Origin of the sequence: Streptomyces sp. NPDC047072, assembly GCF_040643855.1 — a bacterium.
In the GTDB taxonomy this organism is placed as follows: domain Bacteria; phylum Actinomycetota; class Actinomycetes; order Streptomycetales; family Streptomycetaceae; genus Streptomyces.
Genome location: NZ_JBEYVC010000010.1, coordinates 1 through 20,043 on the forward strand (window position 1 = coordinate 1; position 20,043 = coordinate 20,043).

Annotated in this window: 17 protein-coding genes; 8 read left to right on the plus strand and 9 right to left on the minus strand. The window is 72.3% G+C overall.

Annotated features, from left to right (window positions below; genetic code table 11):
• The coding region (locus ABZ896_RS06605; RefSeq protein WP_360922896.1) for a hypothetical protein at positions 1–879 on the plus strand (879 nt) is incomplete at its 5' end.
• Here ABZ896_RS06605 and ABZ896_RS06610 read toward each other — a convergent pair.
• Positions 856–1,824 carry a hypothetical protein gene (locus ABZ896_RS06610; RefSeq protein WP_360922899.1) on the minus strand — a complete coding sequence of 323 codons (969 nt, stop codon included), beginning with the start codon at positions 1,822–1,824 and terminating at the stop codon, positions 856–858. The two genes, ABZ896_RS06605 and ABZ896_RS06610, sit on opposite strands and share 24 nt — an antisense overlap.
• A 41-nt stretch (positions 1,825–1,865) precedes the next feature.
• On the opposite strand from ABZ896_RS06610, the gene ABZ896_RS06615 reads away from it, so the two are divergent.
• Positions 1,866–2,909: a DUF2235 domain-containing protein gene (locus ABZ896_RS06615; protein WP_360922902.1), complete on the plus strand. Its 1,044-nt coding sequence runs from the start codon at positions 1,866–1,868 to the stop codon at positions 2,907–2,909.
• A 13-nt stretch (positions 2,910–2,922) separates the two neighbouring features.
• On the opposite strand, the gene ABZ896_RS06620 is transcribed toward ABZ896_RS06615, so the two are convergent.
• Entirely contained in the window at positions 2,923–4,122 is a 1,200-nt protein-coding gene (locus tag ABZ896_RS06620) for a right-handed parallel beta-helix repeat-containing protein (protein WP_360922905.1), read from the minus strand.
• 66 nt (positions 4,123–4,188) lie between these two features.
• Here ABZ896_RS06620 and ABZ896_RS06625 point away from each other — a divergent pair, with 66 nt between their 5' ends.
• Entirely contained in the window at positions 4,189–5,271 is a 1,083-nt protein-coding gene (locus tag ABZ896_RS06625) for a Dyp-type peroxidase (protein WP_360922908.1), read from the plus strand.
• On the opposite strand, the gene ABZ896_RS06630 is transcribed toward ABZ896_RS06625, so the two are convergent.
• From ABZ896_RS06630 to ABZ896_RS06645, 4 genes are all read right to left on the minus strand, one after another.
• A complete protein-coding gene (locus ABZ896_RS06630) occupies positions 5,186–5,908 on the minus strand; it encodes a L,D-transpeptidase (RefSeq protein WP_360923179.1) in 723 nt (240 codons plus the stop codon). The two genes, ABZ896_RS06625 and ABZ896_RS06630, sit on opposite strands and share 86 nt — an antisense overlap.
• Positions 5,909–6,083: 175 nt before the next feature.
• Complete coding sequence (locus ABZ896_RS06635) at positions 6,084–8,855, minus strand: tetratricopeptide repeat protein (protein WP_360922911.1); 2,772 nt, start codon at positions 8,853–8,855, stop codon at positions 6,084–6,086.
• A gap of 46 nt (positions 8,856–8,901) precedes the next feature.
• On the minus strand, positions 8,902–9,738 hold the full coding sequence (locus ABZ896_RS06640) for an alpha/beta hydrolase (RefSeq protein ID WP_360922913.1): 837 nt from the start codon (positions 9,736–9,738) through the stop codon (positions 8,902–8,904).
• Between the two features lie 159 nt (positions 9,739–9,897).
• Positions 9,898–11,199, minus strand: a complete 1,302-nt coding sequence (locus tag ABZ896_RS06645) for a glycosyltransferase (RefSeq protein ID WP_360922916.1) — start codon at positions 11,197–11,199, stop codon at positions 9,898–9,900.
• 216 nt (positions 11,200–11,415) lie between these two features.
• On the opposite strand from ABZ896_RS06645, the gene ABZ896_RS06650 reads away from it, so the two are divergent.
• On the plus strand, positions 11,416–12,426 hold the full coding sequence (locus ABZ896_RS06650) for an SUMF1/EgtB/PvdO family nonheme iron enzyme (protein WP_360922919.1): 1,011 nt from the start codon (positions 11,416–11,418) through the stop codon (positions 12,424–12,426).
• Between the two features lies 1 nt (position 12,427).
• Here the strand turns inward: ABZ896_RS06650 and ABZ896_RS06655 are convergent, their stop codons facing one another.
• Complete coding sequence (locus ABZ896_RS06655; RefSeq protein ID WP_360922922.1) at positions 12,428–13,624, minus strand: acyltransferase; 1,197 nt, start codon at positions 13,622–13,624, stop codon at positions 12,428–12,430.
• Between the two features lie 190 nt (positions 13,625–13,814).
• On the opposite strand from ABZ896_RS06655, the gene ABZ896_RS06660 reads away from it, so the two are divergent.
• The 3 genes from ABZ896_RS06660 to ABZ896_RS06670 all read left to right on the plus strand — a co-directional run bounded on the left by ABZ896_RS06660 (position 13,815) and on the right by ABZ896_RS06670 (position 17,809).
• A complete protein-coding gene (locus ABZ896_RS06660; RefSeq protein ID WP_360922925.1) occupies positions 13,815–14,540 on the plus strand; it encodes a response regulator transcription factor in 726 nt (241 codons plus the stop codon).
• Positions 14,537–16,348, plus strand: coding sequence for an ATP-binding protein (locus tag ABZ896_RS06665; RefSeq protein WP_360922927.1), 1,812 nt, complete (start codon positions 14,537–14,539; stop codon positions 16,346–16,348). The genes ABZ896_RS06660 and ABZ896_RS06665 overlap by 4 nt, the downstream gene beginning before the upstream one ends.
• 159 nt (positions 16,349–16,507) lie before the next feature.
• On the plus strand, positions 16,508–17,809 hold the full coding sequence (locus ABZ896_RS06670) for a DUF3500 domain-containing protein (RefSeq protein WP_360922930.1): 1,302 nt from the start codon (positions 16,508–16,510) through the stop codon (positions 17,807–17,809).
• 73 nt (positions 17,810–17,882) lie between these two features.
• On the opposite strand, the gene ABZ896_RS06675 is transcribed toward ABZ896_RS06670, so the two are convergent.
• Positions 17,883–18,941, minus strand: a complete 1,059-nt coding sequence (locus ABZ896_RS06675) for a DUF3533 domain-containing protein (RefSeq protein ID WP_360922933.1) — start codon at positions 18,939–18,941, stop codon at positions 17,883–17,885.
• Positions 18,942–19,078: 137 nt separating this feature from the next.
• Between ABZ896_RS06675 and ABZ896_RS06680 the strand changes: the two genes are divergently transcribed.
• On the plus strand, positions 19,079–19,645 hold the full coding sequence (locus ABZ896_RS06680) for a hypothetical protein (RefSeq protein WP_360922936.1): 567 nt from the start codon (positions 19,079–19,081) through the stop codon (positions 19,643–19,645).
• Positions 19,646–19,664: 19 nt separating this feature from the next.
• On the opposite strand, the gene ABZ896_RS06685 is transcribed toward ABZ896_RS06680, so the two are convergent.
• A complete protein-coding gene (locus ABZ896_RS06685) occupies positions 19,665–20,039 on the minus strand; it encodes a VOC family protein (protein WP_360922939.1) in 375 nt (124 codons plus the stop codon).
• Between the last annotated feature and the right edge of the window lie 4 nt (positions 20,040–20,043).

A 20,043-nucleotide genomic window follows, 5' to 3' on the forward strand; every position in this document is an offset into this window, starting at 1 on the left:
TCACGGGGAGCCGACGCGCTCAAGAGCAGGGGCTTCGTCCCGCCCCCGGCGACTCCGGTGCGCGGCCCGCTGACGTGTAGAGACAGTGCCATGTGGATGCGCAGGTGGTGGGTGTGGACGGGTGTGTCGTTGTCTGTAGCACTGGTGACGGCCGGGCTCTGGTTCGTCTACGGCGGTGAAGGCACCGACGCCGGCCCGCGTCCGCTGACGGGTGCCGAGGCCGAGCGACTGGCCCTGGCCCGCTTCCGGACGTACCGGGGCAGCCCCTCCGAGGTCGTGGTGCGGGCGTCGGTGCCGGGCGGCGGCGAGGCGGTGGTCCGCGCGGTCGTCGACCAACGGCGGCACCGGGGGGTGGGGTGGTACGAGGTCGGCGGGGACCGCGGACAACGGGGGCTGGTCGCCTGGGACGCGGGGGGTCTCGCGGTGGCCCGGACACCGGTGGACTCCCTGGCCGCCGCAGTACGGCAAGCCGGGCAGCCGTCGACACGGTGGGCCCGCCGCCCCTTCGGCGAGGCCCCCCTCGACAGCGCCCTCCGCCTCACGACCCTGATGGCGACGGACCGCCCCGAGAACGCGCAACTGCTCGCGCAGTCGGGGCCGTTGAGGTTGCGGGGGGAGGAGATCGGGGGGCGTCACTACGACGTCTTCTCCGGACCGCGACCACGACCCCGTCCGCAGGCCGGGTCGGCGGAGGGGCGGTCGCCGTTGACGTACTGGATCGGGGCGGACGGGGGGTTGCGCCGGATCACCGCGGATCTCGGGGCGGGGCGCAGGGTGAGCGTCGACGTGGTGGGTGAGCGGGGGCGGGTGGGGGTGCCGGGGGCGCCGTGGGAAGGGGGACGTCAGGGCGCTCCTTCAGGACGAGCCCTCGCCCCGTAGCGCGGTGGCGACTGCCGCCATGGTGGGGGATTCGATGAGCTGCGTGGCGATCGAGTCGAGGATGACGGCGACGGCCCGGGAACGTTGCACGAGTCCTTGGTTGAGGACTGCCGCGCACACGACGAGGGCCGACCACCACAACCAATGCGCGCGCAGGGCAAGGGTGCTCACCAGCGCGACCAGGGGCGCGAACATGTTGATGCGGAGGGATGCTTCCGCCAGCAGCCGGTCGTATGTGTCGAAGACTTCGGGGCGCTCGATCAGAAGGCGCGTCGCCAGATCCGGCAGCTCGTCCGACAGGGTCACGAGGGTGGCGATGGCGGGGGCGGACAACTGCTGGACGGTGTCGTCGCCGATGGGGAGATCGGCTCCCCGCCATTCGACGACTCTGCCGGACGTCCGCGACCCGGGATCGCTTCTCCACAGGCGTTTGAGGGCCGCGTTGTACGGCGGAGGCGGGACAAGAGTCCTGGCGCTCTCTTCCTGCGCGGGGTCGAATCTCGCCCGCTCTTCCGGCTCCAACTCGACTTTGTCCACGGACACGCGCTTCCTGGTCCTGGACGGTGCGGCGCGCTCCCAGGCCGCGACGGCTGCCTCGAACCGCTCGGACGGCAGATCGTCCGGGTCGTCGAGACGGAAGCGGACTCGGTCGGCGACCGCTTCCCAGGACGTCCGGTTCGGTCTCAGGCCGTCGAGCCAGCGTGCGGTGGCGGGGTCGAGTTCGATGATCGAGCCCAGGAAGTAGGCGGTGAACGTCACAGCCGCCAGCGCACTGGCCGAGGGCAGCAGGGAGGCGAGGTCGTAGAGGTCCTTGATCGCGCCGTGCGCGGTGGACCGTTGTGGCAGCAGATCGTGGAACCAGAGCCAGACGCAGATCAGCCAGAGGTAACCCACCGTCAGCGGAGTTCGCAGTTCTCGTAGACCGGGCAGGAGACTCGCCAGCATCTTGGTGAAGTTAGTGGGCGACAGGGGATGGGGGCAATGACATGGCACGACGTCTGATCGTCTGCTGTGACGGCACCTGGAACCTGGGCGACGACCGGCTCAGCAACACGAACGTCGCCAAAATCGCCGGGCTCCTCCGGCAGCAAGGGACCGAGCTGGAGCAACGGGTGTACTACCAAAGGGGAGTCGGCACCCGCAGAGGGGAACGGCTGCGCGGGGGCGCCTTTGTGGCGCTGTCCCATGACACCCGAGCCGCCTACCGTTTCCTGGTCGACACCTATGAACCCGGTGACCACCTTTACCTGTTCGGGTTCAGCCGGGGCGCGTCCGCCGTGCGCAGTCTGGTCGGTCTGCTGCGCAGTTCCGGCCTGCTGCACAGGAAGCAGGCCCACCGGGCCGCAGAGGCGTGGGCCCTGTATCGCAGTCGGGGCGAGAGTCCCTTCCGGCTGGCATCGACCCTGTTCCGGAGGGCGTTCGCGTACGAGCCGGAGATCGACTTCATCGGCGTCTGGGACACCGTAGGTGCCCTCGGTGTCCCGACCATCGCCGCACCCCGGTCGCTTTCGTCGGCCATCGCGGTCCGGATCAACCGCCAAGTGGCGTTCCACGACAACGTGCTGAGCGGCAACGTCAAAGGAGCCTTCCATGCGCTGGCCATCGACGAACGGCGCGCACAGTACCCGCCGGCCCTTTGGCTGAAGCAGCGCGGAGCCGCCGGGAACGGCCAGGAACTCAAGCAGGTGTGGTTCACCGGCACCCACGGTGACATCGGCGGCGGATACGCGGAGACGGGGCTGTCGGACATCACGCTGCTGTGGATGATCGACCAGGCCACCCGATATGACCTGGAGTTCCACACCAAGGCACCCGGCTTCACCGTCAGGCCCGACGTCATGGGGCCTGTCCATGAGTCCCGCACAGGCGTGTCCTTGGCACTCAGGCCCTTGCACCGGCCTATCGGAGAGCGTCTGCGCGAGGACGGCTTCGAGACGTGCGAACAGGTTTCGGAAACAGCCCGACAGCGCCTGGACAATGACCCGAATTATCGGCCGCCTGGACTGGCCGGGTACCGCGCCTGGGGTTGACACGTCTCTTCGCTCAGGCGGGCAACCGGAAGTCCTCTGGGATCACCCTGCCGGGCAGGCCCACCGCCGGGCGGGCCGGGGCCGAGGACGGGTTCAGCATGTTCGGCTGGGGGCGCGGGGCCGGGACGTTCTGGAAGGCGATTCCTGGTGGGGGCTGTACGGGGCTCGGTGTGCGGGACGTTGTCCGTTCGGCGTTGTGGGACGCCGAGTTGGACGGGGCGGCGAGGACCAGGTCCGTGCCGTTGTGAGCGACGCGGTTGGCGTGGATCTTGTTGTCGCGGGCCTCGTAGCCCTGGACGTCTGTTACCAGGACGCCCGCCGCGCGGTTGCCGGTGATGACGTTGCGTTCGATGACGTTGGCGCGGGCGCCCCCCGCTCCGATGCCGATGCCGAAGCCGCCGTCGGCCTGTTCGGGGCTCTGGGTGTCGTTGTTGTCGGTGATCGTGTTGCCGGCGATCACGGCGGAGTGCTGGGGGCCGAGGGCTTCCAGGTCGTTGGAGTTGAGGGTCAGGCCCACGCGGTTGTGGGAGACCCGGTTGCCCAGGAGGTACAGCCGCTCGGAGGCGTTCGTGACCTCCAGGCCCACCGCGTTGTGCTCCACCGTGTTGTGCCGGACCACCGTCTCGCAGGGGCGGCACTGGCCGACGTAGATGCCGGAGTCGGCCTGGCCGGAGGCGTAGGAGTGCTCGATGACGCCGGCGCGGGCGTCGAAGGCGTAGATGCCGTAGAGGGCGTTGTTGTACGCCGTGACGTAGGAGGCCCGGAAGCCTTTCAGGGGTGGGAACTTCACCGTGTCCAAGGGGGCGTAGCCGGAGCCGCCCGCACCGCCCGCCTGGAGCTTCTCGTCCGTCACGCCCGTGAACAGGACGCCGTTGGCCAGGTGGTTGCGGACCGTCAGGTTTTCCACGACCGAGCCCGCGCCCGTGACCGTGATGCCGTTCGAGCGCTTCAACTGGCCGTCCACCACGACCTTCGCCCGGTCCGTGCCCCGCAGGGTCACGCGGGGCTTCGACACCGTCACCGACTCCCGGTACACGCCGGGCGAGATCAGCACCAGGCCGCCGGGGCGGACCAGGTCGACCGCCTGTCGGAGGGACGCGGTGTCGTGGGGGACGTGGACCACGGCCGCCGTGCCCTGCGCGCCCTCGGCGCCCGCGCCGCCGCCGGGGCCCGCGCAGGCCCCCGCGGTGAGGAGCAGGACGGCCGCCGACACGGCTCGGAGGGGGCGGAGAAAGAGACTTTTTCGCACGGTCGCAGATGTATCGTCCCTTTCACTCCCATGACAGCAACCGCCCCTCGCGACACGCCCTCCCGTCGTCGCTTCCTCGCCACAGGCGCCGTGGGCGCCGCGCTGGCCGCCGCGTCCGGCTGCTCGCCCGAGCCCCGGCGCCGCTCGGCCGCGGGTTCCGAAGCGGGCACCGGAGTACGGCAGTCCGGCGTGACGTCCCCGCAGCAGCGCGCGGCGCTCGTCCTGTCGTACGACCTCGTCCCGGGCCTGAGCGGGCCCGCGGGGGCCCGTGCGCTGCGGGAGGTGTTCGCGCGCTGGGCGTTCCCGCGCTCCGTCACCGTGACCGTGGGTGTCGGGCCCGCGCTGCCCGCCCGGCTCGGGGTGCCCGTGCCCGTGGGGCTCCGGGAGTTGCCCGGCTTTCCCGGTGACCGGCTCGACAGCGGGTGGTGCGGTGGGGATGTGCTGGTCAAGGTGGGTGCCGACGACCACGTGACCACCGCTGTCGAGGCGGCGCGGCTCACCCGGCTCGCGGCCGGGACCCTGCGGGTGCGGTGGCGGCAGCGGGGGTTCCTGCCGGTGACGCCCGCCGGGGAGACCCCGCGCAATCTGCTCGGGTTCAAGGACGGCAGTGCGCAGCCGACTCCCGAGGAGTGCGAGCGGTGGGTGTGGGGCGCGGACGGCGGGACCTTCCTCGTCGTACGGCGGATCCACATCCGGGTCGACGACTTCGCGCGGCTCGCGCTCGGGCGGCAGGAGGAGGTCATCGGGCGGCGGCGGGCGAGCGGGGCGCCGATCGGCGGGCGGCGCGAGCACGACGAGGTGGACATCTTCGCCAAGACGCCCGAGGGCCGGTACGTCCTCCCGCTGCACTCTCATGTGCGGGCCGCCAGCCCCCGCCCGGACGGCGGGGCGCGGATGCTGCGGCGCGGCTACTCCTACGACGAGGGGCCGGACGACCGGGGGCTGCTGTTCCTCGGGTTCATGAAGGATCCGGCGCTGTTCGTGCGGGTGCAGGAGCGGCTGGCCGCGCGGGACGAGCTGAGCCGGTTCATCGAGCACCGGGGGTCGGCGGTGGCGTATGTACTGCCGGGGGCGGGTCCCCGAGAGGCTTTGGGTACGCCGTTGCTGGGCTGAGCGTGCGCTGCGTGCCCGGTTTGATCCCCCAGACGAACACCGCGTCGTCCAGGGCGAGGGCGGACCACAGGCGTTCGGCGTCGGCCAGGCGCAGGTTGACGCAGCCGTGCGAGCCGCCCTGGAAGAGGTCGGCGTAGGTGCCGTGGAAGGCCTGGCCGCCGTCGAAGAACTGGGAGTACGGCATGGGGGCGTTGTCGTACAGGTCGGAGTAGTGGTCGCGGTCCCGCCAGTACACGCTGTGCCAGCCGGTGCGGGTCTCGTAGCCGTCCCTGCCGGAGCGGACGGGGACGGGCGGGAAGGTGACCCTTGTGCCCTGCTGGATCCACATCAGCTGGCGGTCGAGGTCCACGCAGGCGATCTTGTACGTGCGGATCGGGCAGTGGCCTGCCTTGTTGGGGTTGGGGCGGGCCTCTACGACGAGCATCGTGCGGTAGGTGGCGAGGCCGGCGTAGCCGTCGGCGGGGGTGACGTTTTCGCGGGACTGGAAGGTGCGGATCGCTTCGCAGTCGGCGGGGGACTGGGTGCCGTCCTCTACGAGGTTCAGGTGGTGTTCCAGTTCGCGTTGGTATGGGCCCGTCGTTGCGGTGCAGGTGGGGGCGGTGGTTGGTATCGCGATGAGGGTGCCTAGTAGGGCCAGGGTCGTGAGGGCGGGTATCTGGATCACACGATCAGCGTCTGGGACGGGGAGTGGAGACGCGGGGTGGGGTGGGCCGGATGGGTTGTGGGTGGGTGCGGGTCCGGTGGGGGCTGGTCGCGCCCACGCGGCGGAGCCGCATATCGATACAGCCCCGCGCCCCTAAAAGAAGGGTGGGTCATACGGACGTCAGTCGCGGAGGCGGGAGCGCGTTGCCCAAAGCGTGGAGTCTCGTACGTAGTTCTCCGGCCGCCGTCGGGTCCATGGTGTCCAGGAGAGTCGCCGCTCTGTCCCAGACCAGGCGGGTTGCCCCCGGGTCCGACATCGCCAGGTACGTGTCGCCGAGGAGGCGTAGGGTCGCGGCCTCGCTGAACGTGTCTCCCACCTCTCGGTAGAGGCGTAGCGCGCAGTCGAAGCAGGTGATCGCCCTGCGATGTTCGCCCAGGTGGTGGTGGGCGAGGCCCAGGCTGTCCCAGACGCCCGCCATGCCGTACCGGGTGCCGTACGGGCCGTCCGAAGCGGTCAGGGCCTCCTCGAAGTAGGCGGCGGCGCGGCGGTGTTCGCCCCGGAGGGCGTGGGTCGCGCCCAGGGCGTGCAGGGCGCTGGACTCCGCGGCGCGGTCGCCGACGGCCCGGTACAGGTCGAGCGCGCGGCCCGCCGCGTCCAGGGCGCCCTCGTACTCCCCCAGCCGGTCGAGGAGCCAGCCGTGGCTGCGGTGGGCGTGGCCGAGGCCGAGCCGGTCGCCGAGTTCGGTGAACAGGTCCAGGGAGCGGCGGATGTGGGCGCGGGCGTCGTCGTACCGCTTCAGCCGGGCCGAGGCGCGGGCGAGGCCGCGGTGCAGGTGGGCCTCGGCGCCGCGGTGGCCGTCGCGGACCGCCGCGTGGAGGCCGGCCCGCTGGAGCGCGACGCCGTCGTGCCAGTGGCCCTGCCGGTCCATGAACCGTTCCAGGGCCCAGGCCAGCCCCCACACATGGGCGTGCGCGCCCCGGGCGGCCGCAGCCTCGGCGACCGCGCGCAGCACCTGCCGCTCGGCCGTGTACCAGCGCAGGGCCTGGGTGTCGTCCGCGAAGGAACCGGGGCGGGCCCCCGGTGCGGCCGGGGGCGGCGGGTGCAGGCGCCAGAACGGCGAGTAGAGCTGTCCGGCCGCGTACGCGGTGTGCAGGTGATGGTCCAGGAGACGGCGTACGACGGCCTCCCGGTCGGCCGGCTTCTCCTCCTCCCCGGCGCGCTCCCTCGCGAAGGCGCGCAGCAGGTCGTGGCAGACGTACCGGCCGGGCAGGTGCTCGGTGAGCAGGTGGGAGCGGGTCAGCTCGGTCAGCAGCGGGCGTACGGCGGCCGGGGCCTCGCCGGTCGCGGCCGCGGCGGCCGGCACGGTGACGTCCGGGCCCGGGTGCAGGGACAGCAGCCGCAGCAGCCGGGCCGCGCCGGGGCTCAGCGCGCGGTACGACCAGGAGAACACGGCGCGTACGTCGGCGGCCGGGTCGTCGGCCGTGAACGCGTCGAGGCCGCCGTGCGCCGTGCGCAGGTCCTCGGCGATCGCGGCGAGCGGGAAGTGCGGGTGGGCGGCGGCGCGGGTCGCGACGACGGCCAGGGCGAGGGGGAGGCCCGCGCACCGTACGACGATCTCCGCCACGGAGTCCGGGTCCGACAGGAGCCGTTCCGCGCCGAGGCGGCGGGCGAGGGACTCGCGGGCCTCGGCGGGGGAGAGGAGGCCCAGCGCGAGAGGGCTGGCCGCTTCCGCGGTGACCAGGCCGAAGAGGCGGTCCCGGCTCGTGACGACGACCAGGCAGCCGGGGGTGCCGGGGAGGAGGGGGCGGACCTGCTCCGCGTCTCGCGCGTTGTCGAGGAGGATCAGGACACGGCGCTTCGCGAGGAGGGTGCGGTAGAGGCCGGTCTGGGCCTCGGTGCTGGTCGGTATGCGGTGTGGGGGGATGCCGAGTCCCTCCAGGAAGGTGCGGATCGTTTGGGCCGGGTCGGTGGGGGTGGGGTCGAAGCCGTGGAGGTCGGCGTAGAGCTGGCCGTCGGGGTAGCGGTGCGATGCGCGGTGGGACCAGTGGATGGCCAGGGTGGTTTTGCCTATGCCGCCCATGCCGGTGATCAGGGCGATCCTTGTGGTCGACTGGGTTGTTATCTGGGCCAGTTCTTGTCTGCGGGCTGCGAATGTGGGGAGGTCGGGGGGTAGTTGGGCTGGTGTCGGGCCGGTGGGGGCTGGTCGCGCAGTTCCCCGCGCCCCTGGGTGGGTTGGATTGGCCTTCGTCAATAAGCGCACTGCTTCTTGTAGTTCTGGGCCCGGTTGTACTCCCAGTTCCGTGTTCAAAGTGGCTCGTACTTGCTGCCAGGTTTCCCATGCCTCCGCTCGTTGGCCCGTGGCCGCCAGTGCTTGGATCAGGTGGGCCTGGAGCGGCTCGTCCAAGGGGTTTTCGGAGGCCGTGTGGTGGAGGACCGCCAGTAATTCCGCGTTCGGTTCCAGCGTTGCCGCCGCTTCCTTCACCGCCGTCACGTACTCCCGTTCCAGGGCCGTGAACGCCGGGTGGGTGCGGGACTCCGTGGGGATGCCGGTGGCTGTCGGGCCCGTGCGCAGGGCCAGGGCCTCCAGGTGGCGGTTCTGGCGGAGCAGGTCGCGGAAGTGGAGGAGGTCCAGGTTGTCGGGCGTCACGTTCAGGCGGTAGCCGGCCGCGTCGCGCAGGAGCCAGTTGCCCGTCGCGCGGTTCGGGAGGTCCGGCTCCAACAGGCGCCGGACCACCCCTACGTGGCGGTAGACCGCGTTCGCGGGCGCACTCGGCGGGGACTCGCCCCACAGGGCGTCGATCAGTTCCTCCAGCGGGACGGGGCGGCCGGCGTGTGCCATCAACAGGGCCAGCAGCAGCCGCTGTTGGGCCGCGCCGAGCCGTATCTCCCCGTCGTCGTGCCACACCCGCACCGGGCCCAGTACCGCGAACCGCGTCGTCACCCTCGTACCCCTCGTATCCCCCGTGTGTGCGCCCGCTCCGTCCGCGTCAGACGGCGGGCAGGCCCGCTATCCAGTCGAGCACCAGTGCGTTGAACTCCGCCGGGCGTTCCTGGTGGAGCCAGTGGGCGACTCCGTCCAGGACCGTCGTGGCGCTGTACGGGTGCCTGCTCAGCTCCTGTTCCCAGTCCGCGTCGAGGCCCTTGGCCTTCAGGGAGGCCGCGGCCGAGACGGACAGGACCGGGCAGGTGCGCCGCGACAGGTACGCGTCGACGCGCGGCCGGGCGGTCAGCGGGGCCGCCGACTCGTCGAACAGGCCGTGGAAGACGTCCCGTACGGTCATCGGGTCCATGCCGAGGATCCGCCGGCGGTGCCAGACGCGCAGCGCCTCCGCCTCGGGGCCGGGCGCCGCGGTGTTCTCCAGTCCGCCGAGGACCGCGGCCGCCGTGCCGACCGGGTCCGGGACCCGGAAGGCGGCCGCGAGCTGCGGGACGAACTCCGCCTCGAAGCCGTAGGACGGGTCGACCGCGACCACCGCCCTTACCAGGGAGGGGTGTTCGACCGCGAGGACCGAGGCGACCACCGCGCCGAGCGAGTGTCCGACCACGACCACCGGGCCCGTGGCGATCTCGTCGAGCAGCTCCGCGAGGTCGTCGGCGAAGTCGCGCGGCCGCTGTCCGCCGGTGAGGCCGGTGGAGCGGCCGTGGCCGCGCAGGTCCGGGGCGATCACCCGGTGCCGGGCGGCGAACGCCCCGATCTGCGCGGACCAGTCGTGCGAGTCGCAGGCCCCGCCGTGCACCAGCAGCAGCGTCTCTCCGGCGCGGTCCGCGCCCGGGCCCTCGTCGGTGTGGAACAGCCGGTTTCCGTTGATCATCGTGTACGTCACTGAACTCGCTCCCCGTGTCTGGGTGTTGATGGTGGCGGGAGCGTAGGCAGGCGGTAGTGGACGAAATGTGTGTCCCGACAACAGGGCGCTCATGCTAGGCAGTTGAGGCGATCGCCTGCACGGGGATGGACATTCCGGGCGTGCCGCGCCCGGGTCGTCTCAGGCCGCTGTCTCCACCACCTCCGCGATCGTGCCGAGCGCGTCGTGCTCGTCGAACTCCGCGCTCAACTCCTGGGCCCGCTTGCGGAATCCGGGCTCGGAAAGCACTGTGCGGACGGCCTCGCGGACCGTCTCGGGGGTGGGGCTGCCGGTGCGCAGGTCGATGCCCGTGCCGCTCCACTCCACCCGGGCCGCGACCTCCGGCTTGTCCTCGCCGTCGCCGCCCACGACGAGCGGTACGCCGTGCCGGAGCGCCTCGTGGACTCCGCCGTAGCCGCCGTTGGTGACCAGCACGGACGCGTGCGGGAGCAGCCGGTCGAGGGGGACGTAGCCGCCGAGGCGGGCGCCCGCCGGGACGGGGCCGGCCGCCTCGATCTCGGTGGGGCCCTCCGCGCGGCCGGTCGCGGCGACGACGAGGACGTCCTCGTCGGCCAGCGCCTCGATCGTGGGGCGGATCAGCCGTCCGAGATCGCGGTTGTCGAACGTCCCCTGGGTGACCACGACCACCGGCCGCTCGGTCTCCGTCACCTCGTCCCACCACTGCGGGAGTTCCCCCGCCTGTGCCTTCGTCCGCGCGGGCAGCGGTCCGGCGAACCGGAACGACGGGGGCAGGTCGCCGCGCGGGTACTCGAAGCCCGGGACGGTCAGCTGGAGGTAGTGGTCCGGCGCGCCGACCAGGCAGTCGAGGACGAACCCGGGCAGCTCGGTGCCGCACTCCCCGAAGTTCTCCTCGATGTGCCGCTGGGCGCCGGCCAGCATCTCCCGGACGGCCGCGTTCATCTCCCGGTGCCGCTTCCGCGCACCCTCCCCCACCAGCGGGGGCATGCCGAGGCCGACGGGCGGGGCGTCGTCGCTGAGCAGCGTCGGCATGGTCAGGCCGAGGCTCACGGTGACCGGCCGCCGCCCGGGCGGGGCGGACAGGGCCAGCGCCGTCGTACCGAAGAACAACGGGTCGCTGACGACGACGGAGGCCGGGAAGCGGCGCTCCAGCAGGGTGCGCAGCGCCCGGTACTGGGCCGCGGTCGGGTCGCCGAAGACGTGCTTCAGGTCGAACTCCAGCTGTGCCGGGCCCGGCGGGAGGGCGGCGCGCTCGGGGAAGTACAGGTCGAGCTTGCGGTCGTCCCAGTCCGCGGCCGGGGGCAGGGAGACGTGCTGCGCCCCGGCGGCGCGGACGTCCTCGGCGAACCGGCTTCCGGTCAGGACGACGACCTCGTGGCCGCGCCGGACCAGGTCGGCGGCGACGGTGAGAACGGGCTGGACATGGCCGTGGAACGGGGTCGCGGTGGCGACGACCAGTGACATGGGGACTCCCTGCGCTCGGCGGGTGGACGGTGACGGGGGCGAGCGTAGGGAGGGGGTGTGGAAAACGAGTGCGGCCAACTCGCCGCATTAACTGTCGACTTGATGCGGCACACAGCTCGTTCATGGGGGACTGTTACGGTCAAAGTGTCGACACAGTAACGGAGTTGATGGAGCATCAGGTGCGCAAAGGGACCCCTGTGACGCAAAGGAGCCGTCATGAACGTGAGTGTGCCCGGCATCAGCAGAAGAGTCCTCCTGGCCCTCGCGGGTGCGGCCGTCCTCGCGAGGCCGACGCGGGCGGCCGCCGCCGCTACGGTCACCGTCGCGGGGCAGGCTCTCACCCCCGTCGCCGCCAACCCCGGCTTCGCCTTCGCCACCGACCTCGCCGGGACCGTCGGCGCGGGTGAGGCCTCCCCGGTCGACGCCGACTACCTGCTGGGGACGTACGAGGTCACCAACGCGCAGTACCTGGAGTTCGTCACCGACACCGGGCAGGCCGCGCCCCCCTACTGGGACGGCGGCACCTACCCCGACGGCAAGGCCGACCACCCCGTGCTCACGGTCTCCCTCGACTCCGCCACCGCTTACTGTGCCTGGCTCAACGGGCAGGCAGACGCGGCGGGTTGGACCTTCCGGCTGCCCACCGAGGCAGAGTGGGAGAACGCCGCGTCCGGGCCGGAGGGACATACCTATCCCTGGGGCGACACGGCCGGGACCACCTACGACGGACTCGTCCTGACCAGCGACTACAACTACATGGCCGTCTGCGCCGCCTACGAACTCGCCGAGCACGGCGACGAGTTGGCGACCTACACCGCCACCGGCTCCGACCTGTACGGGCAGAGCTTCCCGGTCTCCGAGATCCTCTCCGTCGGCGCCACCGGCACGGTCGCCGGCTGGAACGTCACCGCGAGCCGCACCGGCTTCGTCTACACCGACGTCTACGACGCCCTCACCGACACCGGCGGCTACACCACCCCGGTCACCGCCTACCCCGGCGGGGCGAGCGCCGACGGGGTCCTCGACCTCTCCGGCAACTGTTGGGAGTGGACCACCTCCGTCATCACCGCCACCCACGGCGGTGAGATGGGGCAGCGGGTCAACGCGATCCGGGGCGGCTCCTGGTACGCCAATCTCAACAGCTGCACGGCGGTCTACCGGGGCGAGGGCAGGGACCCGTCGGGGAGGTACCCGACGGTGGGGTTCCGGGTGGTGGCGACCTCCTGAATCAGGTCCGGGCCCGGCGCAGGAACGGCGCCTCGATGAGGTAGTACGACAGCAGCGCCATGAGTGTGGTCAGTACGACCGTCGCCGCCAGCTTGCCCTGCTCCATCCCGAGCGAGCCCAGCAGCCGCAGTACGGGGTAGTGCCACAAGTACATGCCGTAGCTCAGGTTGCGGCCCACCCAGGACAGCGGCTTCAGCGCCAGCACCCCGGACAGTCGGCTGTCGGGCCGCAGTTCGAGCCCGGCGACCAGCGTGGCGGACACCGTCGCGACCGCGAGGAAGCCGACGGTGTACCACCCGGCCGTGAACGCGCCCGCGTCCCCGGTCACCGGCACCCGCCACGCCACCAGCGCCAGCAGGCCGAGCGCGGGCAGGGCGAGCCGTCCCGCCCAGGTCCGCAGCCGCGCGAGCCGGGGGTCGTCCGACCGCAGCCGGGCCAGCGCCACGGCGACCAGGGCGCCGGCCAGCAGTTCGTCGGCGCGGGTGTCGGTGCCGTTGTAGATGCGGTGGGCCGCGTCGGGGTTCCACAGGTACCAGCGCCACAGCACCGGCAGCAGGCACAGGACGGCCGTGCAGATCAGGACCGTCCGGGCCCGCACCCGGCGCAGCAGCACCAGCAGGAACACCGGCCACAGCAGGTAGAACTGCTCCTCCACGCCCAGCGACCAGGTGTGCCCGAGCGGTCCGGTGATGCCGGAGTAGCTGTCGGGCTGCGCGGCGCGGACGATGTTGACGACGAAGGTCGCCGCGAGCCCCGCGGCCTGCCAGGCGTTGTCGAAGCCCGACAGCGAGGTGGCCGCGCCCACCGCCACGCAGACCGCGCACACCGCGAGCAGTGCGGGGACCAGCCGCAGCCAGCGCCGCCGGTAGAAGGGGAGCAGGGCGACGGTGCCGGTGCGGGCGTACTCGGCGAGCAGCAGACGGGTGATGACGAAGCCGCTGATGGTGAAGAACAGGTCGACGGCGACCGAGCCGCCCGGCAGCAGGCCGGGCTCCGCGTGGTAGACGAGCACGAGGGCGACCGCCAGGGTGCGCAGTCCGTCCAGGCCGGTGACCCGGCGGCTGCGCGCGATCGCCGAAGGGAAGCCCCGGCCCGTGTAGCGCGTGGCCGGGGCCGCGACTCTGGGAACGGGTCCCGTCGTCGTCCCCTCGGCCCGCTCGGTGTCTTCCAGGTATTCCGTGTCCGGAGCCTTCGCCATGAATGAGATCGCTCTCCACCTGCCGACTGTCTCGAAGCAACTTGGTGCGCCTATCCGGAATCGACCGTCGCATTCCTCTCTGGCAGTGAGCTGGCAGTGACCTGTCGGTGGAGGTCCTGTGACCGAAGCCATGACGAAGGGACAGGTCAGACACAGGAAGCGCCCAGGTTCGGAGGCCAGAGTCCCTGTCATGCCTGCCGTATGTGGAGTCCGTCACGGCGCGGTGCGGGTGCTGATCGTCGACGACGAGCCCGAGCTGACCGAGCTGCTGTCGTGGGCCGTCGAGGAGGCGGGCTGGCAGCCCTTCCTGGCCGGGGACGGCCGCAGCGCGCTGACCCTCGCCCGCAGCTGCGCCCCGCACGCCGTCGTCCTGGACGGGATGCTGCCCGACCTGGACGGGGTGAACGTGCTGCGCCGGCTGCGCTACGAGTACGCCGGGCTGCCCGTCCTCATGCTCACCGCCCGCGACGCGCTGGAGCACCGCCTGGACGGGCTGTCGGCGGGCGCCGACGACTACGTGACCAAGCCCTTCTCGCTGGAGGAGGTCATGCTGCGGCTGCGCGGGCTGCTGCGGCGGGCCGGCACGGAGGAGACCGTCGCCGACGAGCCCGTACGGGTCCTCGGCGACCTGGTGCTCGCCGAGCGGACCCGGCAGGTGCAGCGGGCCGGGGAGCCGGTCTCGCTGACCGCGAAGGAGTTCGACCTGCTGCGGTTCCTGATGAGCCATCCGCGCCAGGTGCTCAGCAAGGCGCAGATCCTCGACCACGTCTGGAACAACTCCTTCGAGAGCGAGGGCAACCTCGTCGAGGTGTACGTCTACGGACTGCGCGGCAAGATCGACAAGGGGCGGGCGCCGATGATCCACACGGTGCGGGGCGCCGGGTATGTGATCAGGGCCGCGGGCGACGGGGCATGACGGGCCGGTTCCGGGTCCGCTTTCGGGGTCGCCGCCGCCGGTTGTGGAGTCGGACGCTGCGGGCCCGGCTCGTGCTGTCCACCACCGTGACGCTGGTCGTGGTGTGCGTGGCGATGGCGGTGGCGACCGTGCTCGTGCAGCGCGCCCATCTGCTCGCCGAGTTGGACCAGCGGGTGCGGGACGCGGCCGACCGCAGCCAGGGGGGTCTGGAGCGGCGTGCGGGCGGGGTCACCGACCTCGGCTTCCTCAACGAGCGCGGCCAGCCCATCGGGGCGGTGGCCGCGCGGCTCTTGGACGGTGAGGTGACCGCGGCCGAGGTGGTGACCGCGGACGGCACCCCGCGGAAGCTCGGCGCCGCCCAGCTGGCCGCGCTCGCCGGGATCACCGCGGACGGCCGGCTGCACACCCGCACCCACCCCGGGCTCGGCACCTACCGGTTCACCGCGGCCCGCGGCGACGGTCCCGCCGTGCTGGCCGGGCTGCCCACCGCCCAGGTCGACGACACGCTCGGCGATCTCGTCACCACGGAAGCGGTGATCGCCTCCGTGGGGCTCGCCGTCGCGGGTGCGGTGGGCGCGGTGGTCATCCGGCGGCAGCTGCGGCCGTTGGGCCGGGTGGCCGCGACCGCCGCGGAGGTCGCGCGGGCACCGCTGGACCGGGGCGAGGTCGGCGGCCTCACCCGGGTGCCGGCCGCGGACACCGATCCGGCGACCGAGGCCGGGCAGGTGGGGGTGGCGCTGAACCGGCTCATCGACCGGGTGGAGTCCTCGCTGGCCCAACGGCAGCGCAGCGAGGAGCGGATGCGGCGCTTCCTGGCCGACGCGAGCCATGAACTCCGTACGCCCCTCGCCTCGATCGCCGGATACGCCGAGCTGATGGACAAGGGGACGGCCCCGATCGGTGCGGACCAGGCGTGGCGACGGGTCTCCGCGCAGTCGGCCCGGATGACCGGCCTGGTCGAGGACCTCCTGCTGCTCGCCCGCCTCGACGAGGGCCGCCCACTGGAACGGACCGAGGTCAACCTGGCGACGGTGGTGGCGGAGGCGGTGTGGGACGCACGGGCGGTGACGGAGGAGGGACGGGCGGCCGGTGAGGGGGGCGGCGCGCAAGGCGGGGGTGATCGGGAGTCGGGCGGTGGTGCGGGGGGTGTCGGTGGTGGGCGTGGCCGGGGGGCGGGCGGTGAAGGGGGCGGCGATGGCGGGGGTGGCCGGGGGCCCGGTGGTGGCGCGGGCGGCGCGGGTGGCCAAGAGTCCGGCGGTGGTGGCCAGGAGGCCGGCGGTGGTGGGCGTGGCCGGGGGCTCGGCGGTGGCGCGGAGGGCGAGGGTGGCCAAGAGTCCGGCGGTGGTGGCCAAGAGGCCTGCGGTGGGGGGCACGGCCCGGATTCGGTGCGTGACGTCGGACGCGCCGGGCACGACTGGCGGCTTGCTCTGCGGCTCGATGAGCCGCCGATCGTTGTCGGGGACGCGGCGCGGCTCACGCAGGTCGTGACCAATCTGCTGGCCAACGCGCGGGCCCACACGCCTCCCGGCACCAGGATCCGGGTCTCCGTGGAGGCCACCCGGGTCGCGTGTGTGGTGCGGGTCCACGACGACGGGCCCGGTGTCCCGCCCGCCCTGCTGCCCGCCCTCTTCGAGCGCTTCACCCGGGCCGACTCCTCCCGCTCCCGCGGCCGGGGCGGCGGTGCCGGTCTGGGTCTGGCCATCGCCGCCGCGATCACCGAGGCGCACGGCGGATCCCTCACGGTGGAGAGCGAGCCGGGGAACACGGAGTTCACGGTGACCCTGCCGTGCGCCGGGGCTCGGGCCTGATCCTCAGCACCTTCATAGAGACGCAGGTCAGAGCCGTCGTAGGCGGTCCTGTGACGGCTCCCGCCGCAACCCGCTTCAGCTGGGCCTCAGTTGGGCCCCCGAGGGTTCTTCCCGGGTGGTCGGCCACGGGGCCGGCCCGGACGAAGGGAGCAGGTGGCGATGACCGAGGTCGACACCGGAGAGAGCGCGGAGCGTCCCGCGCACGCGAACCGCCGCAACTTCATGCGCAAGGTGTTCTTCGCGTCCGGGGCCACCGCCGTCGCGACCATGGGTGGCGCCGGTGCCTGGGCCGCGATGGCCGACGACGTCACCACCGACGCCTCCGCGGCCCCGAGCGGCGCTCCGAGCGGCGGTCCCGGCGGCGGCACCGGCGGTCCCGGGAACCAGACGATCACCGAGGACTTCTTCGGCCTGACCACCGACGGCAAGCGGATCGACGACCTGTTCACGATCCACTCCACCAAGGTCGACACCGCCGGGGTGATCTCCGCGGCGAACGCCTTCCTCGCCGGTCTCACCGACACCCAGAAGACCTCGACGCAGTTCACCGTCCACTCCACCGAGTGGCGGCTGTGGAGCAACATCGACTCCTACGAGCGTCAGGGCGTCTCCCTCGCGGACCTGACGGACACTCAGAAGGCGCTCGGCACCGCCCTGTTGAAGGCGTCCCTCAGCGCCGACGGCCTGGAGACCACGGAGAAGATCCGCAAGATCAACCAGGCGGCGGGCGAGGCGATCGACAACACCACGGCCTTCAACGAGGACGCCTACTACTGGACGGTGATGGGCACCCCGTCGGCCACCGAGCCCTGGGGCTTCCAGTTCGACGGCCACCACCTCGTCGTCAACTACTTCGTCCTCGGCGACCAGGTCGTGATGAGCCCCTGCTTCTGGGGCTCGGAACCGACCTCGATGGAGATCGACGGCGAGACCGTCACCGTCTGCCACGAGGAGGTCGTCGCCTCGCTGGCCTTCGTCAACTCCCTCACCACCGCCCAGCAGTCGGTGGCGATCGTCTCCGCCACCAAGTCCAACGAGTCGATGAAGGCGGGCGCGTTCTCCGACAACACCGTCCAGGCGTACGAGGGCCTGCGCGGCGACAAGCTGAACGCGGCCCAGCGCAAGAAGCTCCTCGGCATCGTCGAGGCGTTCGTGGGCCGCGCCAAGGCGGACGCCGCGAAGGTGCGGATGTCGGAGGTCGCCCAGCACCTCGCCGACACCTACGTCACCTGGGCCGGCGGCACCGGCGCCGACGACGCCTTCTACGTCCGCGTGCACAGCCCCGTCGTCTGGGTCGAGGTGGACTGCCAGGCGCCGGGCCCGCTGCGGGGCGCGTACGGCGGCACCGAGGGCGTGCCCACCCAGATGCACGTCCACTCCGTCATCCGGACCCCCAACGGCAACGACTACGGGAAGGAGCTCATCAGGCAGCACTACCTGACCTCGCCCCACCACCACTGAGGGGCCGTGAAGTCCTGTCATGCCGGTGGGCCGCACCCTACTCGGGTGCGGCCCTCCGCGCGTCATGCCCGGGTCAGGCGGGAACCGGCTGCCGCCGCTCGCGCCACCAGGACGCGCCCCACGCGGCCACCGCACCGCCGACCGCGTACGCCACCAGCACCCACAGCGCCGCCGTGGTCGCGTGGCCCGAGAAGTACACGGTGTTGCGGACCAGGGTGGTGCCCGCGCCCGGCGGCAGCGCCTGCCCGATCGCGCTCCAGAACGCCGGGAGCAGGGGCGCCGGGTACACCCCGCCGGAGCTCGGGTTGCCGAGGACCACGAAGAGCAGGACGACCAGGCCGGTGCCGAGCAGCCCGAGCAGGGTCTGCAGGGCGAGCGCGGTCGCCGACGAGGCGAGCACGACCAGGGTGCCGATGCCGGTCAGCGCCCAGAAGTGGCCGCCGAGGGCGTCGTAGACCGGACCGACGATCAGCGCGCCCGCGAGGCCCGAGACGACGGCGTACGGCACGAGGACGGCGAGCCGGATCAGGGTGCGGGGGCGGTTGGCGGGGCGGGAGCCGGACGCCATGCCCATGATCGTCGCGGTGAGGTAGCCGCCGATCACCCAGCCGAGGACCAGGTAGAAGGAGGTCATGCCGCGGCCGTCACCGGAGTTGGGGGAGCGGATGTCGGTGACGGTGACCTGGCGTTTCTGGGCCGCCTCGATCTCCTGGGCGATCTGGGTGGCGGTCTGGGAGACGGACGGGCCGCCGGCCGAGGCGACCAGGAGGGTGTCCTTGGTGCCGGTCGCGTCGAAGAGGAAGGCCGCGTCGGACTTACGGGTGAGGACCGACTGCCGGGCGGCCGCGGCGTCCGCCACCGCGGTGGCCTTCACCGGGTCGCCGTCGAGGGCGTTGAGCTGCCCGACGATCTTCGCGGCGGCCTGCTGCGGGGCGACGACGGCGACCGGGATCCGGTGCGGGGTGGGGGAGTGGAAGGCCCCGACGTAGGAGACGACGAAGGCCAGCTGGACGAGGAGGCCGCCGAGCACGAGCCCGAAGGCGCGCAGCGTGACGGCGTCCTTGAACTCGGCGGCGAAGCGGGAGGGCGCGGTGGGGGGTTGCCCCTCGGAGGGGGTGGAAGGCGCGTTCACGGCGGCATGATGGCACGGGCGGGTGAAGGGACGGTTCCGCGCCGGGGCGTGCCGTCGCGTCGGGGGAAGGACGCCATCGCCCGCGTAATCGGGGGGGCGCGGATCCCCGTCCGGTCCGGCTTCGCTAGCGTCGCCGTATGCCGCTCACCGTTGACCAACTGGCCGGGTACCTGGAGCGGGGACTGGACGCCGATCTGGCGCGCTGGTTCCCCGACGGGCCGCGCGCCGAGGTCCCGCCGACGACCCGTCCCGTAGAGCCGTTCCTCGCCCGGCTCCCGGAGGCCGCCGCGACCGCGCTCGCCACCTTCGACCGCCGGGTGCGCGAGGGCACCATGCCGGAGTTCCTCGACATCCACGACTGGTCGTACGCCTTCGACTTCGCGGAGAACGACTGCCGGATCCTGGACTCCGACTACGAGACGGAGCTCTCCGACGACGACGTGTGGTCCGTCGGCGCGGACGGCGGCGGCAACTACTACGTCGTGCTCACCAGCGGGCGCGTCGCGGTGTGGTTCCACGAGGAGGAGGTCGTCGAGGAGGGCACGCACTTCGACAGCCTCGACGTGTACGTCTGGTCGCTCGTCCGGTACCACGCGGTACGCGCCGGAGTCCTCGAACTCTCCGACATTGAGGCGGACTTCCGCGCCCTCGGCCAGCCGGGAGCGCTGGCGGAGTCGGTGGGCCTGCTCGCCCTGCTGTCCTGACACCGGAGCCGGCCGGCACCTACGCCCCGAGCACCCGGCGCCGCACCTCCGGTGTCCATTCGACGTACTCGGCCTCCGCTCCGCCGCGATGACGGGCGTAGAGGAAGCGGCCGGTCGCGCTGGTCGCCTCCGCCGTGGTGATCTCGGCGCCCGCCTCCTCCAGGGCGGCGCGCGCCCGGTCCAGGTCGGAGACGATCACCGTGGCCGTGGCGTGGGCGTACCGCGCGCGTTCCCCGGCGGGGCCCGCGATGACCAGGAAGTCGCCGACGGTGGCGAGTTCGATTCCCTCGAAGGCGAAGCGCAGGTCCGGGCGCCTACCCGTCAGGCGCTCCAGGAGCGGGAGGGCGGTGCTCAGGTCGTCGGCCCACAGGCGGGCGTACGTCTTCAGGATCATCGGT

Coding starts and splice junctions, on each gene's coding strand:
- ABZ896_RS06610 (WP_360922899.1), bottom strand. CDS start 1,824: ATGCTGGCGAGTCTCCTGCCCGGTCTACGAGAACTGCGAACTCCGCTG.
- ABZ896_RS06615 (WP_360922902.1), top strand. CDS start 1,866: ATGGCACGACGTCTGATCGTCTGCTGTGACGGCACCTGGAACCTGGGC.
- ABZ896_RS06625 (WP_360922908.1), top strand. CDS start 4,189: ATGACAGCAACCGCCCCTCGCGACACGCCCTCCCGTCGTCGCTTCCTC.
- ABZ896_RS06645 (WP_360922916.1), bottom strand. CDS start 11,199: ATGTCACTGGTCGTCGCCACCGCGACCCCGTTCCACGGCCATGTCCAG.
- ABZ896_RS06650 (WP_360922919.1), top strand. CDS start 11,416: ATGAACGTGAGTGTGCCCGGCATCAGCAGAAGAGTCCTCCTGGCCCTC.
- ABZ896_RS06655 (WP_360922922.1), bottom strand. CDS start 13,624: ATGGCGAAGGCTCCGGACACGGAATACCTGGAAGACACCGAGCGGGCC.
- ABZ896_RS06660 (WP_360922925.1), top strand. CDS start 13,815: ATGCCTGCCGTATGTGGAGTCCGTCACGGCGCGGTGCGGGTGCTGATC.
- ABZ896_RS06665 (WP_360922927.1), top strand. CDS start 14,537: ATGACGGGCCGGTTCCGGGTCCGCTTTCGGGGTCGCCGCCGCCGGTTG.
- ABZ896_RS06670 (WP_360922930.1), top strand. CDS start 16,508: ATGACCGAGGTCGACACCGGAGAGAGCGCGGAGCGTCCCGCGCACGCG.
- ABZ896_RS06680 (WP_360922936.1), top strand. CDS start 19,079: ATGCCGCTCACCGTTGACCAACTGGCCGGGTACCTGGAGCGGGGACTG.
- ABZ896_RS06685 (WP_360922939.1), bottom strand. CDS start 20,039: ATGATCCTGAAGACGTACGCCCGCCTGTGGGCCGACGACCTGAGCACC.